Origin of the sequence: Mycoplasma sp. CSL7475-4 (assembly GCF_024834065.1) — a bacterium.
Classification (GTDB): Bacteria; Bacillota_I; Bacilli_A; order Mycoplasmatales; family Metamycoplasmataceae; genus Mycoplasmopsis.
Genome location: NZ_JANUYA010000006.1, coordinates 13,821 through 30,775, shown reverse-complemented (window position 1 = coordinate 30,775; position 16,955 = coordinate 13,821). Strand labels below are relative to the sequence as shown.

The following is a 16,955-nucleotide window of genomic DNA, read 5'->3' as shown; positions in this document are numbered from 1 at the left end:
TATGATTCGGGTTTATTTTTTTATCCTCTTTTATCAATGTTGTTGAATACTGAATGATATTTTAAAATGAAAAACCAAGCATAAAGCTTGGTTAAATAATTATTTTTTGTAGTTTAGGCCTAATGCTTTTAACATTGGAACTAAGAAGAAGTTAAATGGTTTATTGAAGTGTGGTAAGAAGAATACGTCTGTCAATGCAATTTCAGGTAATGTTAAACCTTTTTGGATTGCTAAAGCAAACATGTAAACTGTTTCGGCGTGAACAGTTGAGCCTCATGAACCTAGTTGAACTCCTAATAGTTTTAATGTTTCTTTGTCATAAACAATAGTGATTGCAACTTTTTCTGCATTGCTCATGAATTCAGGTCTATCCATATCTTCGAAATGTACTGAAGCTGCGTTTTCAAAACCATTTCTTTTAGCCATTTCTTCTGTTAAACCTGTTCCAGCGTAATGACAATCAAATACATTAATTGCGTTTGTACCAGCTACTCCTGGGAAAGGAATGTTTAATCCTGCAATGTGTAGAGCAGCAACTAAACCTGATTTAACAGCGTTAGTTGCTAATGCAACGTGTCTGTTGTCGTTTGTAACAACGTGTTTTAGTGCACATGAGTCACCAATTGCGTAAATGTCTTCGTTTGACACTGATCTTTGGAATTCATCAACTACAATAGCGCCATTAGGTAATTTTTCAACACCTTCTAAAGCGTTTGTTCTTGGTCTAAAGCCAATACACATAACAACTAAATCAGCTCTATATTCACCTTTGTCTGTAACAACGGTTGAAACATTAATACCATCTGCTGATCTAAATTCAACAACTTTTTCGCCTAATGAAAGTTTAACACCTTCTTTACGCATATTATCTTCCATAATATCGGTAAATTCGCTACCAAAGTAATTACTTGCAACTCTAGGGTTAACATCAATCAATCTTACATTTTTACCTTTAATGTTGAAAGCTTCTACTAATTCAACACCAATGTAACCTGCACCAACAATAACAACATCTTTAAATTCTTTATTGTTTGCGTATTCAATTAAATCTTGAGCGTGTTGGTATAGTTTTGATAAAACAATATTTTTGTATTTAATTCCTTTAATGTCTGGTTCAATTGGTCATGTACCACCAGCAAAAATTAATTTGTCATAGTTGTCTGTGAATTTTTTACCTGTGGCTAATTCAACAACTGTAACTTCTTTTTTGTCTTTGTCAATAGCAATAACTTCGTGGTTTGTTTTTAAGTTAATGCCATAGTCATTTGTTAAAATTTCAGGCGATGAATAGAATAATCCACCTGGTTCATCAAATTCTCCGGCTACTCAAACAGCAATTCCACAACCTAAAAATGATGTGTTTGTGTTTCTGTCGTATGCAACAATCTCAGCATCTTTATTAACTGTTTTTAAAGTTCTCATAAAAGATGTACCGGCATGGTTTGCACCTACTACTAATATTTTCATATTTATTTTCCTTTCAGTAAAATTTGTTTTAAATATTATACCTTTTTTTAAGTATTTATACATATTTTGCTTTTTTATGGCAACGTTTTCTTGTTGTAATGTTTAGAGAAAATGTAAACATATTCCCTATATGTAGATAATTTGTGTTTTTTATAGTTAATTGCTAATTTTCAGTTGAACCGATTTGAGCTATTAAAAGATATTTTGTTCTTTATTGAATAGTTTTTTATTCCATTTCATCAATTACATATCAATTTAGAAATTTATTTTGTCAATCATTTTTCATTGTTTGAATTGTTTCAATTTATTGAGAACACCATACAAAATAGGAATCAAAATGTGTCAAATATACTCATATGAACAAAATCGCTGATAAGAAGATAAACATAGATTTTGATAATGAACAAATTTTCTATTAGAGAACCAACCTACTAACTGAACGTTTACTTATTCACTACAATATTTTGATTAATAAAACAAAATTAGCACTCTTTGTTTAGTGCTAATTTTTGCCATGTCTAAATTTTATCAGGTATTGAAATACCCAGTAATTTCATTGAATTTTCCAAGACAATATTGACTGCTTTAACTAAAGCCAAAGCACTTATTTGATCTTGTTTTTCAATTATTTTTTCAGTATTTGAGTATCAAGAATTAAATTCTTTAGCTAATTTGATTGCGTATTGTGTTAGAAGATTAGTAACTAATTTATCTGCTGATTTTTCAATAATTTCAGGAAATTCCAACAGTGTTGAGATTAATTTTAGATCAGCTTGATCATCATATTTTTGAGCAACTAAATTTAAATTATTTGCATTAGATTTTTCAAGTAAGGCTAATGCACGAGCATTAGAATATTGCACTAAAAATGATGGGTTATCATTTGTTTTGGCTGTGGCTAAATCAATGTCAAAATCTAGTTTAGTATTCGTTGTACGATCTAAAAGAATAAATCTTGCTGAATCAGTACCGACTAAGTCAATAAATTCACGTAATCAAAAACTAGTTCCTTTACGTTTTGACATTTTAAATTCTTCGCCATTTTTGATTAATCTCACAAGTTGCATACATAAGACTACAAGTTTATCGGCATCGTGCCCGAGATTTTTCATAGCTGATTCCATTCTTTTAACATAACCCGAGTGATCAGCACCTCACACGTTTAAAATAGTTGGGTTTTGACCATTCGAATTGAATTTAATATTATGGTAAGCAATATCAGGTAAAAAATATGTGTATGAACCATCACTTTTGATCAATACTCTGTCTTTGTCATCGCCATCAAGTGTTGTTTTTAGTCATAAGGCACCATCGCTAGTATAGGTATTTTCTAATTTTGCAATTGTGTTTTTAATTATTTCGCCATCATTTTTATAAAGTGATTTTTCACTAAAGTATTTATCGAAAAAGACATTGAATCTCGCTAAATCGTGTTTGATTTGACCTAAAAATAAGGCGACACTTTCTTGTTTAAAAATATCTAAAACTTCATTTTCTAGTTTTGCATCTTTATACTTATCGCCAAATTTTGCGTTAAATTCACCTGCAGCTCAGATAATGTCTTCGCCTCTGTATGCGTCTTCAGGCATTGGAAAGTCAGCGTTAAAAATTTGTTGATAACGAGCAAAAACACTCTGTGCTAATAAGTTAATTTGATTTCCGGCATCATTAATATAGTATTCTCTAGTGACATTTAATCCACTAAACTCACAAATATTAGCAATGGTAGAACCAATTGCGGCATTTCTTGCGTGTCCCACGTGCATAAATCCAGTTGGATTAGCTGATACTCACTCAATATTTATGTTGCCACTTCGTGTTCCTTTCCCATAATTTTGACCAAGTGTCAAAATTTGGTTCACTCCAGCAATAAAAGAAGTTTTTTTAATGAAAAAATTAATAAAACCTGGACCCGCAATCTCAATATTTGCAATACCTAATTCGTCTTTTTTGGCGTTGACTTTATCAACAATTTGTTGAGCCAAATCTAATGGTTTTAAACCTTTATTACCCATAGCCATATTTGTAGTTAAATCACCATGATCTTTAGGTTCTATTAAAACTACTTGGCGGCTAATTTGCAACTCGTTTGCGATTTTATTCAACTCGTTTAATAGTAATTCTTTAATTTCAGTCTTTGTCATAGTTTTAATTATACTTTCTATTTTTATTTAATTAATTAATAAAAAACTCGCCAAAGCGAGTGAACATTATTTTCTTAAGTTTAAATCGTTTAAAGCTTTTAGATATAAATCGAAGTTATCAGCTTTTAGATTTGCTAATAGAACACGACGTTTTGCGATTTTTGCTAAGAATCCACGACGAGAGTGGTTATCTTTTGGGTTGTTTGCGAAGTGTTTTTTTAGGTCTTCGATTTCAGCTGTTAAAATAGCAATTTGCACAAATGAACTTCCTGTGTCTTTGAGATCTTTACCGTATTTAGCAACTAATTGCGCTTTTTGTTCTTTTGTAATCATAATAATCTCCTTTATTATGTTTTGACCAAGCATAAATGTTAAATTTAAACCTAGTGCAAAAATAATTTTTTAATTTCTAACTAATTTTATCACTAAAGTATTTTTTTCTAAAAAAATAAATAAAAATTACTCAAATGAGTAATTGGCGAATTAACATTTGGTGGAGATGACGGGAGTTGAACCCGTGTCCACATACTAAGACATACTAACACTTTTTACAAGTTTAGTCTATTTATAGTTCTGTCAATGGTTCTAAATAAACAAAAGAATTCACGACAGTACACATTAAAATTTAAGTTCATTACTAAGTGTGAGCATTCACCGAGCCTTTAAACCGCACCAAAATCCCAAGGCATTGATTTTGGGCACTAGAATGCTAAATTAAGCGAAAACTAGATTTGATTGTGCTTGTAATTGGTTAGCAATTACTAAGTCTTTTAGCTCAACTTGAGCTTGTTTTTTGTTTGCGACTATAAAGCCTAGAAGTATTAAGGTTTACCAAACCACTGATGTTAGTACTACCCAGTACATGTCGAAGCCATTACACCCCCACATGTTTTTATTGTATCAAATTTAGCCAGAGTAATACTTATTTTTTTATTGTTTGGTTTTAATACTTATTGATTAATGTGGACTAATTCGTTGATAAAAAAACCATAGCGAGGGCTATGGTTTGAATTGAATTATTTATTGTTTTTTTTCATATAACGTGTTAATTTCGATACGTATAAAATACCTGAAAAAATACTGAAAACTAAAGCAATAATCAATGGAATATTAACAACTAAACGAATAACTTGGACAATATTTTGATGTTTTGAGAAAGAGAAATTAGGTCAAATAGTCATTAATAATAGCGATATAACTATCGAGATGGTTAAAATGATGGTTTTTATTTTTCCTCATTTTGAAGCAGCAACATCAATTCCGTAACCTTTCATTGCTGCTCTAACTCCATCAACAATAAGATCTCTAATAACAAATAAAATAACAATGACAAAAGGAATAAAGTTTTGTGAGGCGATTGTTAAAAATACTAAAACTGATGTTGTCATTACCTTGTCGGCGATAGGATCTCACAATTTACCAAATGCGCTAACGACATTATATTTACGTGCTAAATGACCATCAAAAAAGTCAGTAATCATTCCCACTACAAATATTGCTAATATCAACGAAATTAAAATTCTTTGGGTTACGACTCTTCAAAAATCATTTCTAATTAAGAAAGCCCCAAATACTGAAGCTGTTTCAATGTATATTCCCATACAAATCAAAAGCGGAATGATTAAAAACATTCGCAATAATGTTAATTTATTGGGCAGTTTTTTGTCAAATGATTTATTTTTTTTCATTATAAAACTCCTCAATTTTGGCTTTTATTTGCTCAATCATTTCTTTATTGAGTTCTTTGTCAATTAATTGCATTTCTTCTGCAATGTAATTTAAAGTTTCTGTTAAATTTTCTCAAGTAGTTGAGCGAGTGTCTCTTAATTTGCTGTAATGTTGCAACAATTCTTTTGTGTCCGGATTACCGATTATATACTCTTTGAAGTTTTCTTCGGTTTGTAAATCTAAAAGATATTTTCGTGCATTACCGACAATAAAAGACATTTTGAAATCACCAATACTTGGTCTAAATTTTTTCAATAAACTTTGATTTTTGTTGTAAATTAAGTCTAAATTAATGATTACTGAATCTTTAGTTGCTAAAGAATTTATGCGATGTGTCATTTCTTTTTTCTTTCTTTTCTTTTTGTTCATACGATCTTTGACGGCTGAATAAATAAAAAACGATAGTAATAAAGCTATAACAACCCCAAAAATAATTCACATCGTGCTTGATGGCATATTTCCTCCTAAAATTAATTATGTTTGAATTATAATAAATAATTGTTTTTTGGTTAATTTTATTACTCAATATTAATATTAGTTTTTAAATCTAGGTTTATGAATGTATAATTTGCCTATGAAAATTAAAAAAATAGTTAATTGATCAATTTTAACTTCTTTCGCACCCTTAATGACTTTAAGTGTGGCTTGTGACAAGCGAGATGCTAATAAAAGTTTTACTGAGTATAAAAGTGCTTTTGATAAAGCTCAACAACTATACAATGCTGTTAGAGATATTGAATACGTTTTGCCTAATGATTTAGCAAAATTTAGCATTATCAATAAATATTTAAACATTGATTTATGGAATTATAAAAGTGCCTACATCAATAAAGATTTTAAGGATAATGAATTAAAGATTTTAGGGCAAAAAGTCAATAAAAACATTGAAATAATCAATAATATTATTGCTAATAATGACAATAATGACTTCGAAAATATAAAAACACGAGTACTCGAAAAATCAGACATTTTGCAAAGACAAATAGAAACATATCGAGTTGAACGTTTTCCAATATTTTTTGCTTCTGAGCATCTATATAAACATCATAGTCAAAGCCTCGAAGATGCAATTAGTGCCAATTCGAGTTCGATATTAAAAATAATTGAATCTAAGTTTGATAATTTACTGAAATTCATAAACGATGATAATGTCAAATCTAAACTCGAAAACATATACACTTCTCAACAAAAATACTCAATATTAACTGAAAAATTCAATATTTTAAGCACTGAGCTTGACACAAAAATGAATCAGAGTTACAAATATTTGGACTATGATTTTATCAATAATTGAAAACAATTGAAAACTGATGCAACTAAATTTAATGAGCAAAAATATTACCCAAACCAAAAATATAAAATAATTGATTTTAATTTTATTTTCGCATACTATTTGAATTATGGCTTCAATAAAAACACTGATATAACTGCCAAAAATGTTGAAGTTGATCTAGCTAATGTTGAAAGGTCTTTAAAAACCACTTATGCTTTTAATAACCATTACTACCAAAAAGTTTTGGCTAGTTACAACACATTTACATCATTTTTATGAAAAATTGGTCCCAAAGGACCTGAGTTTTTAAAAAAATATTCTTTTTTAGGGCGTTTGGAAGATTACACAAAAAATATCAATAAGTCTAACAAAATCTTTGAGCTATGAAATAACAAATTAAATCAACAAGAGCAAATTACTTATCTCGACGATTTTAGGTTTGATTTACCATATTATTTACGTCTTTACGATAACCAAATAATATGGACTAATGCTTACCAGAGTCTATATAATTCTCGAGCAAATCAAGAAAATTTTAAAGATAATTAAACTAGATTTTAATAACAAAAAAATCAAAACTATAAGTTAAGCTAGTTTTGATTTTTTGTTTTATTGTAATTATTTTTGGCGAAATTTAGCAATTTGATCTTGGCAATTTTCCAAAACATAAGCTAAATCTTTATCTCCACGACCTGATAAATTAATAATAATATCTAGGTTTTCATCTTTATGTTCTTTAGCGATTTTGATTGCTTGAGCAATAGCGTGTGATGATTCCAAAGCAGGAATAATTCCTTCAGTTGAAGAAAGTGTTAAAAACGCTTCAATTGCTTCGTTATCGTTGATGGCTACATATTCAACTAACCCTTGTTGTTTTAAGTAGGCGTGCTCTGGACCAACACCTGGATAATCTAATCCCGAAGCAATTGAGTAAACTGGATCGGCATTGCCTTGTTCATCAGCCAATAAAATCGACTTAAATCCGTGCAATACACCAACTTTACCATAAGATAAAGTTGAGGCGTGGTCTCCTTTTTTGCTGCCCTTACCTAATGGTTCAACACCAATCAACTTGGTGTTTGAAAATAAAAATGAACTAAAAGCACCAATTGCGTTAGAACCACCGCCAACACAAGCGACAATGTAATCTGGTTCTTTATTATATTTATTGTTAAATTGTTGTTTAATTTCATCTCCAATTAGTTTTTGGAAATTTCGCACCATCATTGGGAAAGGGTGTGGCCCCACCACACTTCCAATAGCGTAGATTGCGGTTTGTGATTGTTTTTTATATGATGCAAATGCGGAATCCACCGCTTCTTTTAAGGTTTGAGCTCCGTGAGTGGCAGGAATAATTTTAGCACCTAAAATTTTCATTTTTTCAACGTTTGGTTGTTGTTTAGCAATATCGACTGCTCCCATATGAATTTCACATTCTAGACCAAAATGGGCAGCAGCCACAGCCACAGCCGCACCATGACTTCCGGCTCCGGTTTCGGCAATTAGTTTAGTTTTACCAATCATTTTGGCAAAAAGAGCTTCTGCTAAACAGTGGTTCATTTTATGACTACCGCCTTCATTTAAATCTTCACGCTTGACGAAAATACGGCACTTGCCATATTTTTGCGAAAGGTTTTGACAATAATATAAAGGTGTTGGGCGTCCTTGGAAATCTTCCCGTAATTTTTTTAATTCATCTTGATATTCCTTAGTTTGCGAAATTTCACTATATTTTTGTGCGATTTCGTCAAATAATAATTTCAAGTCATCTGGTAAATATGATCCACCAAATTCTCCAAAATAACCATTTTTGTCAGGTGTGTTCGCTAAATATTGACGTAATTTTTCATTCATTTTAACTCCTATAATTTTAGTTAAATTATATAATTAAAAAGTAAAAATGTTTCGCATTGAAACATGTTTTATGTTTCTATTAAATAATGAAGGAGCGAAATGAAATATAAACCAGTTAATGATACTTCAACGATTGAAATGGTAAAAGCTAACGCTGATTTAAATGTCGATCAGTCCAAAAATGTTGTTAGGGACCCGCAAAATCAATACTCACCACGTGTTTATTCAGTCATTAGGACAGAAAAAAACATTAAGACTGTAAATATCACTTTATCTTTTTTAATAATGTTTTTTTCTGCTTGTTTTATCACGCTTGCCTGTTTTAAAGTTCCGCCGTTCAGCGATAAATACTATATTGGCTATATTATTGTTTTTAGTATTTGTGCTTTTATATTCTTTGCTCTAGGAATAAAAAACGCAATTGAAAAAAGTGCCTGAAATAAAACGATTCAAAGACACCGTGAATCTTTAAGCAATGGCGATTATGCTTCAAGTAATACTTTCCACATTGCTTATCGTTCTATTATTTTAAAAGACATCAATTTAACATGAATATTAATTTTTGTTCTAACATATTTAGGTGTTATTACGGCAGTAATATATGGCTTATACAATATTGGTAAAGTTGATTTTGAATTAAATATGTTTGGTGGAGTAATTAAAACCAATTTAGATTTTTCAAAATGGTTAGACTCAGGTTTTGGCAACACGCCGTTATTTTGCTTAATTAGCGTTTTATCAATGACTGCTTTGATTGTTTTTTACACGATTATGCGTTTAATTGATAAAAAACGTTTAAGCGATCTTGGAGATTATTTAGGCGAAAGAAGTGTTGAAATTCACGAACAAATCCAAAAAGCTAAAAAAGACAGACATAAAGCTTGAGGTATTTCTTACGCCGTTTTAGTAATTTTAACTATTTTAATACCATTAGCTTTATTGGCTTTTGGTCTTTGACGAGCAATAAGAAGAAAAAGGGCCAAAATAAGTGCATAACTCCGCCGAGCGGAGTATTTTTTATTATTTATCTTATTCACATACAATTACTTATAAATTAATTTTAATGTATAATATAAACGCTTATTATATATAAAATGGGGTAAAAACAGATAAGCAACCCCTTTCCGGGGTTACATGAAAGGAAATATGAAAAAAAATAAATTATTATTAACAGGATCACTTGTGGCTCTAGCAGCTCCAATTTCTCTTGTTGCGTGTCAAAATAAAAGATTTGATGCAAAAAGACAAAAACTAAAATTTAGTGTTACTTTCTCAAGAGGTAAAGAACAATGAAACGCACTTGATGGTGTTATCAAAGTTTACAACCAAGAAGTAGTTAAAAATAGAGAAGCTCTTCAAAAAGAAATTGATAATTTGAAAGCATCTAAAGCTGATAAAAAATTAATTAGTCAAAAAGAAGATGAATTAAAAACATACATGGAAGTTGAATTAATTCAAGATGGTTCAGGTTATGGTTCAGGACACCAAAATATCCTAAGTGCAATGAAAAACAATGACATTGTTAAGTTACCAAACCTAACCGTAAACTACGGTTCAACAATCGCTGAAATTGTTAGCCGTAATAGAGGTGTTAATCTTTCAGATGAAAAATACGGCGATTTAAAAATATTAAGAGACACCTTTGAAAAAAGATTTACTACAAACAACGACAAAATTGATGGTGCTAAAGTCGGAGGATTCTACTCAGTTCCTTTTCTAAAATCAACCGTTGCTTTTGGAATTAACGGACCAATTTACAAATATGTGTTAAAAACTCTTCAAGACGCAGGTTTCACTATTAGTGAAGATCTAGCTACAGAATTCAAACTTAATACAAATGATTGACAAGCTGACATCGACGTTATTAAAAGTGAAGGATACTTTGGTGCTCCAAAAGAAACTGCTGAAATCAACAAAATTTTCACAGATGAAAAATATCCAAACAAAACAATTGATCAATCATACTTTAATGAATTTACTAAATTCATTAAATTTATAACTGATGCAATCCAAATTTTTGCTTCATCATCTTCAGATAATTCAACCGTTGCTTTATTAGGAATTGATGACCCATCAGGTATCCTAAATACAGTTATGTATTCAAAAGTAGATGGTGACGACGATAAAATGTCATTAAAAGTTACAAATGACGCTAATGGTTCTATTACTGTTGGATTCGATTCGTTAGCCGATACCGAATCTGTGGCATACAAAAATAATGCTGAAGTTTATGCATTGATCTCTGAAGCTATTAAAAAAGGTGCACTTAAAATTTTTGGTGGCGGTTCATATTCATCATCAGAGGAAGTTAACCACAAAATTGGTGCTAACTTTGGTTCAACAGCCGGTTACAAACACAACTTCGTTGATGCTAAAAGTTTAAACCCATCAGTTAAACTACTTAAATCAATTGATGAAAAAACCAAAAAACCAAGAGCTATCTCTTCAGATGATTTTGGTAGAGCTACATTAAGCAAAGGCAAAAAACCTCAACTAAAATTCAAATACGCAAATGACTTTATTAAATCAACAGAGGAAACAAAAGCTACATACTACTGAAAATCAGCCGATACAGCTAGCGATTCAATTTACGACATACTTGATGCAACAGCAAAATCTGCTAATAAAGATTCAATTTATTTCGCAAAAATCGACGCAACTAATACCCAATTGATAGCTGATTTAGATAAAACATATGTTGGTGAAGGCAAATTATTCACAAAATTAGGTACAGTTGAAGAATACGGTAAAGGTAAAAAATCTGGAACATACGTGTTGTATAAAACCAATAGTCCATTGACAGCTACAGTTAAAAATGATGACTATGAAGCAATAGTTCCAACACCAGCAACTTCATTACAAAGAGATGAGTTAGTTGCTAAATATCCACCTAAAAAATTCAACGCTGAATCAAAATTGTCAACAGCGTTCCTACAAGGTCCTAACCTATTTGTAATCGACAACGGTGAAAGACAAAATAAAGCCGCTTTAAGATTTTTAAAATTTGTTTTTGATACAAGCCACAAATTTAACTTTGGTAGAGAACAAGATGGTCAAGAATCTGCTTTAGGATTCATTTCGAGAACAGCGTCATACGTGATCCCATACACCGGATTTGCTGACGACACTTCACTAACAAATTCAAAATCATTCAAAGAAAACAAATACTTATCATTATCATTCGACTTATTTAAAAATGAAGATGTTGTGTGATATGAAGAACCAACAAGTAAATTTGCTAACCAATTTAGAGAAGCATTTAATAGTAAATACAAAACTGAATCTGAATCAATTCGTGACTCAGGGGCTACTCCTAGTGCTTTCGACGTATTTATTGCGTCAATTAACAAAACAGTTAGAAACTTTAATAAATAATTGTACTTTCACTTTCGCTAAACATTTATGTCTGCGGACATAAATGTTTATTACGCAAAGAACGAGATGGAGAAAAATGAGATTTAAAAAAATAATTGCATCATTCTCGCTACCGCTGATTGCTACTCCAATAGCATCAGTCGTTAGTTGTGCAAAAGAATTGCCACTTGATAAAGACCACAAGACTCAATGAGATTCTAGTATTCATTTAGATCCTAAAAATAAAAGAATAAAAAATTTTGTTTTTAAGGCAGTAGTTGTCGATCATTCAGATGGTGATACAATAACAGTTCGTGCATTAGAGAAGAAACCTCAAGCCAGAATTGAAGAAGGCGGAACTTATAAATTGAGATTGGCTGGTATTGATACACCAGAAAAAAATGTTAGTGGGAATGAAGCTGACAAAATTGAACTCTTTTGAGCAAAAAAAGCATCTAAATTTGCTGAAGATACTCTAAAAGATAATCAAGTCGTATACGTATTTGCAACCGGACATGATAGCTTTAACCGGACAACCGGAGATGTATTTTTTAGTTATACGAATAATAAACCCGATTCCCTTGCTGATGTTGATAAATCATACAGCGTTGAGATAACTAAAGCGGGTTGAACATTGCCTTTCAACGCTAATAGTGGTTTAGGAATTAAAATTAAAAGTTACCAAACATTAGAATGATATACATTCAGAATGTTAGGTATGGCTTTAAAATTTGCTTACGATAATCAAAAAGGTTTTTTTGCTGTGGAAAAAGGCCAACCTAGAAAAAGTATTGAAGAATTTGCAAATATCTACAAACTTAAACCAATAGGCACAAACTATATTAATTTCTGAGCATACCAAAAAAATGCTCGCAAAGAAATTGACAATGTTTTTAACATTGACAATGACGGAAAAGTCTATACCCCAGACGACCAATATAAATAATTAAAAGGAATCATTATGAAAGATAATAAACCAGAAATGTCAAATGAAAAACGTTATGGCTTTTTAGCTTCAGATTATGCAGAATATCAAAAAATTCTTGCAAACGTGATTGCTAAACAAGAAGAAAAAGATCTTCCTGCTATTGAATTAAAAAACGTTTATATTGATTTTGGTGAAACTCTTGCTGTTGATGACGTTAGTTTTAAAATTCCCGAAGGAAAATTAGTAACCTTACTAGGTCCTTCAGGTTCAGGTAAAACTACTGCGTTAAACGCTATTTCAGGTCTATTAACAATCAGTAGTGGTAAAGTTCGTTTTTATGGTAAAAATGTGACAACATTAACCCCACAAAAACGTAAGATTGGTTTTGTGTTCCAAAACTATGCACTTTACCCTCACATGAGTGTTTATGATAACATTGCATTCCCATTGAAAAATGATGCAAGCTGAAAAAATGACGTTATCACTGCTAGTTTAGTAGCTAAAACTAAAATTAATAATATTTACTTAGAAGCTTTAGGAGCTAGTGAAGAAGAAAGAAATGACTACTTACAAGCTGTAGTTAATACTAGAGCTGTAATGGATGAGTTAGAGAGATTAGCTTCAAGAAGCATATCTCGTCGTAGAAAAAAACTTTCACAAGCTCAAAGTAACTATAAATTAGCTTTAAATAAATTTGAAGCTAAATCAACTATTCTTTCAAAAAATGTTTTAAAACGTTTTGACCGTTTGAAAGAAGATTACAACAAAATTATTTCTAACATTGCTTATCAACACCAAATTAACAAAGCTAATGGTGTTGATATTGAGTTTAGAAATCTAGATATTGAAGATGAAATTATTGCTTCTGGATTGCTAAAATATAGAGCGCCAAAAGTAACTAAGACTGATGCTCCAACACGTTATGATTGATTATTCACAAATAAATATCTAGCGCTAGAAACACTATATAAACAATATCAACAATTAAACGCTAAAGTTGCCGCTGAAGATAAAATGCAATTTTCTAAATCAGACGCAATGAAATTAGCAAAAATGGAATACAAATTGCTACGCAACCAAGCAAGAGTTAAATACTCAATGAAAATGATTGATATTTTAAGAGAAAATTCACAAAAAATCGCTGATTTAAAACAAGAATTAAAATTAGCTGAAAAAGAACTAAAATCAATTGGTAAAGAAGATGTTAAAAGAGCACACAGAAATCTTAAAGTCGTACCTAAAATCATGAAAAGTGAATATGCTCGTCTAGAAAAAGAACTGGATGCAAAATACAATTTTAAAGAAATTGTTAAAAAAGATAGCAAGTTACGTAACTTTGAATTATCTCAAGAACAAAGAGATTTAATTGAAAAATATTCTAAAGAAGTTGTTACTATCAAACAAGCTATTCACCGTGATGTTTTAGAAGTTGCTAAACGTGTAGAGATTCTTCAAATTCTACAAAAAAAACCTACTAGATTATCTGGTGGACAACAACAACGTGTGTCAATTGCACGTGCGATTGTTAAAAAACCAAAAATCTTATTGATGGATGAACCATTGTCAAACTTAGATGCTAAACTACGTATCAACACAAGACAATGAATCCGTGAAGTTCAACAAAGTTTAGGAATTACAACCGTATTTGTTACTCACGACCAAGAAGAAGCTATGTCAATTTCTGACATTATTGTATGTATGTCAACAGCTAAAGTACAACAAATGGGTACACCAATGGAACTATACAATAAACCAGCAAACCAATTTGTTGCTCGTTTCTTAGGTATGCCAGAAATGGGAATTATCCCTTCTGAATACGCTAATGGTTTACTAAAAGTAAACGGCGTTGAAATTCCAGGAATTAAATTAAGCGGTAAAGACAATGCTTTAGTAAACGTTGGTGTTCGTGCAGAAGATTACAAAATTGTGTTAGAAGATGTCGAAAACGCACAATTCCACGGTGTTGTTACTACCGTTGAACAATTCGGTAAAGAATCAAAATTAACTGTTAAGTTAAGCGACGATATTAAATTGAACTTCTTAGTTCACAATAAATTCAACTTCAAAGTTAATGACCAAATACACTTTAACGTACCTACTGATAGATTACACATTTTTGACTCAGTAAGCGAAGAAAGAATTGAATACGATGTTCAATAATTTCCTTAAAATAAAAAGCTTTGAAACAAATAGCAAGTTTATCTTTAATTTTGCTATTAACAAACAAGCGAAAAGAAACAATGCGATTTCAGAATCTGTTGTCGATCGTCGTACGCCATTTTTAGCCGCATTGTTACTAATATTACCTGCATTATTAATCCTAATCACCTTCACTGTTGTTCCTTTTATTTACAACATTAAAGATACCTTTTATAAAGTTATCGATACCAATACAGGTGCTTCGCAATTTGTAGGTTTTAATAATCTTACCAACTTATTAGGTCAATTAACTTTTGCTGTCGGTGTTAGAAACTCATTTATTTATGGTCTTTTAGTTTTACCATTCTCAATGACCGTATCATTATTGATTTCATCACTGATAGCAACAGTAATCCGTAAGAAGTTAAGAGGTTTTTTACAAACAGTATTCTTCTTACCATATATTACTAACATAGTTGCTGTTTCTTTGGCCTTTGTTCAAATTTTCCAAGTCAATGGACAATTTAACCAACTATTTAGATCACTAGGTTTTTCTGCTAATATCAACTGATTAGGTGGAACTGATGAAACTGCATTCAAATCACTATTTGTTATGCTAATTAATGGGGTGTGAGGTTCACTAGCCTTCAACATCTTATTATTCAGTACCGCAATGTTATCTGTTGATAAAAACTTATATAGATCAGCCTCAATTGATGGTGTAGGGGGCACTAAACAATTTTTCACTATCACCCTTCCATCGATTCGTAAAACCATTTCATTTATCATGACAATGGGAATTATTAACGGAATTAAAGTTTTCCCATTAGCATTATTCGAAAACGTACCAGATAAAGCTTTTAGTGCTGGTGCTTCAACAATTATGCTATATGTATATAAATTTGCTCAAGCTGGACAATTTGAATTATCTGGTGCTGCGTCAATAATTTTATTCATTATTGGTGTGTCATACTCAACAGTAATTCGTTCAGGATTTAGAATTTTAACACTAGTATCACTAAATAAAGGAGAATCTGATGTTTGAAACAAAATTAAAAATTCGTCAGAAATTAGCGAACATAAAGCTAAAGCACAAGCGCGATTCAGTTACTCAACAAGTACATGATAGTTCTTTAGTTTCTTTATTTACTAAATACTTAATTAAATTAATATTACTAGTGTTTTTCGCAATGATTATTATCATTCCTTTTGCTTATATGATTTTATTAGCCTCAACTAATAACGCACAAGCAGATCAAATTCGAAATGGTAGTGCTGGTATTTGACCACAACACTGAGAATTTGGTAAAAACATTCGCTCAGCGGCGACTGGTAGCACCACTGACTTTTGACCTTGACAAGCAGAATGACAAATTGGATACTTATTCTCATTCACTTTAACATTCTCAAACGTTTTATTATCAATTGTTTTAAAAATCTTTGTCACAATGTTATTAGGCTACGCCTTTAGCCTTAAAAAATGAAGAGGTAAAGAATTTGTTTGATTTATTTTAATGACTCTGCTAGTTTTACCGGAAGTAGCCCTACTTTCGGGTCAAAGGAAAGTTGTTACGGAAATAAGTAAAATAATTTCGCCAGCCCAAAGCGATAAAATTGGACAATTCGGATATAACTTGTTCTTGATTGCTATTCCATTCGTTGCATCGATTTTCAATGCCTTAATGTACCGTAACGCTTTTGAATCAATTCCAAACAGAATTAAAGAAGTAGCGATGGTTGATGGAGCAGTTGGTGCAAAATACTTATTTAAAGTTGCCATTCCAATGGTTGCACCAACAACATTAACTATCATTATTCTGACAACTCTAGCTTCATGAAACTCATTCCTATGACCTAACATTATTGCTGGTACTGGTTATAGAGTTATGTCGGTGTGATTGTTTGACGTCGGGGTGGATCACTCCACTCAAGATGAAAGACAATTCTACAACATCAAAATGGCCGGAGCAATTCTAGTTATTTTACCTATGTTTATTTTCTTCTTATTTGCTCGTAACAAAATTATGAACGCAATTTCGCGTCAAGGAAGCACAATTAAAGGATAATC

Annotated in this window: 13 protein-coding genes and 1 other RNA gene; 7 read left to right on the top strand and 7 right to left on the bottom strand. The window is 31.1% G+C overall.

The annotated features are described in order from the left end of the window. Nucleotides 1–99: 99 nt before the first annotated feature. The 6 genes from NXS15_RS02895 to NXS15_RS02870 form a co-directional block, all read right to left on the bottom strand. On the bottom strand, nucleotides 100–1,467 hold the full coding sequence (locus NXS15_RS02895; RefSeq protein WP_259290364.1) for an FAD-dependent oxidoreductase: 1,368 nt from the start codon (nucleotides 1,465–1,467) through the stop codon (nucleotides 100–102). 518 nt (nucleotides 1,468–1,985) lie between these two features. Then, nucleotides 1,986–3,611 (bottom strand): arginine--tRNA ligase, encoded by a 1,626-nt coding sequence (gene argS, locus NXS15_RS02890; protein WP_259290363.1) that lies wholly within the window; start codon nucleotides 3,609–3,611, stop codon nucleotides 1,986–1,988. A gap of 66 nt (nucleotides 3,612–3,677) precedes the next feature. Next, nucleotides 3,678–3,944 carry a 30S ribosomal protein S15 gene (gene rpsO / locus NXS15_RS02885; protein ID WP_259290362.1) on the bottom strand — a complete coding sequence of 89 codons (267 nt, stop codon included), beginning with the start codon at nucleotides 3,942–3,944 and terminating at the stop codon, nucleotides 3,678–3,680. Nucleotides 3,945–4,102: 158 nt separating this feature from the next. Next, nucleotides 4,103–4,495, bottom strand: a transfer-messenger RNA (tmRNA) gene (ssrA, locus tag NXS15_RS02880). Nucleotides 4,496–4,627: 132 nt separating this feature from the next. Next, complete coding sequence (gene pgsA / locus NXS15_RS02875; RefSeq protein WP_259290361.1) at nucleotides 4,628–5,299, bottom strand: CDP-diacylglycerol--glycerol-3-phosphate 3-phosphatidyltransferase; 672 nt, start codon at nucleotides 5,297–5,299, stop codon at nucleotides 4,628–4,630. Continuing rightward, nucleotides 5,286–5,795 (bottom strand): MHJ_0274 family protein, encoded by a 510-nt coding sequence (locus tag NXS15_RS02870; RefSeq protein WP_259290360.1) that lies wholly within the window; start codon nucleotides 5,793–5,795, stop codon nucleotides 5,286–5,288. The genes pgsA and NXS15_RS02870 overlap by 14 nt, the downstream gene beginning before the upstream one ends. Nucleotides 5,796–5,913: 118 nt before the next feature. On the opposite strand from NXS15_RS02870, the gene NXS15_RS02865 reads away from it, so the two are divergent. Further along, nucleotides 5,914–7,161, top strand: a complete 1,248-nt coding sequence (locus NXS15_RS02865; protein WP_259290359.1) for a hypothetical protein — start codon at nucleotides 5,914–5,916, stop codon at nucleotides 7,159–7,161. 69 nt (nucleotides 7,162–7,230) lie between these two features. Here NXS15_RS02865 and trpB read toward each other — a convergent pair whose 3' ends face one another. Beyond that, a complete protein-coding gene (trpB, locus tag NXS15_RS02860; protein ID WP_259290358.1) occupies nucleotides 7,231–8,466 on the bottom strand; it encodes a tryptophan synthase subunit beta in 1,236 nt (411 codons plus the stop codon). A 99-nt stretch (nucleotides 8,467–8,565) separates the two neighbouring features. On the opposite strand from trpB, the gene NXS15_RS02855 reads away from it, so the two are divergent. From NXS15_RS02855 to NXS15_RS02830, 6 genes are all read left to right on the top strand, one after another. Then, on the top strand, nucleotides 8,566–9,462 hold the full coding sequence (locus NXS15_RS02855) for an MSC_0882 family membrane protein (protein ID WP_259290357.1): 897 nt from the start codon (nucleotides 8,566–8,568) through the stop codon (nucleotides 9,460–9,462). Nucleotides 9,463–9,600: 138 nt separating this feature from the next. Beyond that, nucleotides 9,601–11,841 carry a P68 family surface lipoprotein gene (locus NXS15_RS02850; protein WP_259290356.1) on the top strand — a complete coding sequence of 747 codons (2,241 nt, stop codon included), beginning with the start codon at nucleotides 9,601–9,603 and terminating at the stop codon, nucleotides 11,839–11,841. A gap of 76 nt (nucleotides 11,842–11,917) precedes the next feature. Continuing rightward, complete coding sequence (locus tag NXS15_RS02845) at nucleotides 11,918–12,766, top strand: thermonuclease family protein (protein WP_259290355.1); 849 nt, start codon at nucleotides 11,918–11,920, stop codon at nucleotides 12,764–12,766. Between the two features lie 15 nt (nucleotides 12,767–12,781). After that, nucleotides 12,782–14,908 carry an ATP-binding cassette domain-containing protein gene (locus tag NXS15_RS02840; RefSeq protein WP_259290354.1) on the top strand — a complete coding sequence of 709 codons (2,127 nt, stop codon included), beginning with the start codon at nucleotides 12,782–12,784 and terminating at the stop codon, nucleotides 14,906–14,908. Next, nucleotides 14,898–16,016, top strand: a complete 1,119-nt coding sequence (locus NXS15_RS02835; RefSeq protein ID WP_259290353.1) for a carbohydrate ABC transporter permease — start codon at nucleotides 14,898–14,900, stop codon at nucleotides 16,014–16,016. Before NXS15_RS02840 ends, NXS15_RS02835 begins: the two co-directional genes overlap by 11 nt. Beyond that, a complete protein-coding gene (locus tag NXS15_RS02830; RefSeq protein ID WP_259290352.1) occupies nucleotides 15,925–16,953 on the top strand; it encodes a carbohydrate ABC transporter permease in 1,029 nt (342 codons plus the stop codon). The genes NXS15_RS02835 and NXS15_RS02830 overlap by 92 nt, the downstream gene beginning before the upstream one ends. Nucleotides 16,954–16,955 lie beyond the last annotated feature (2 nt).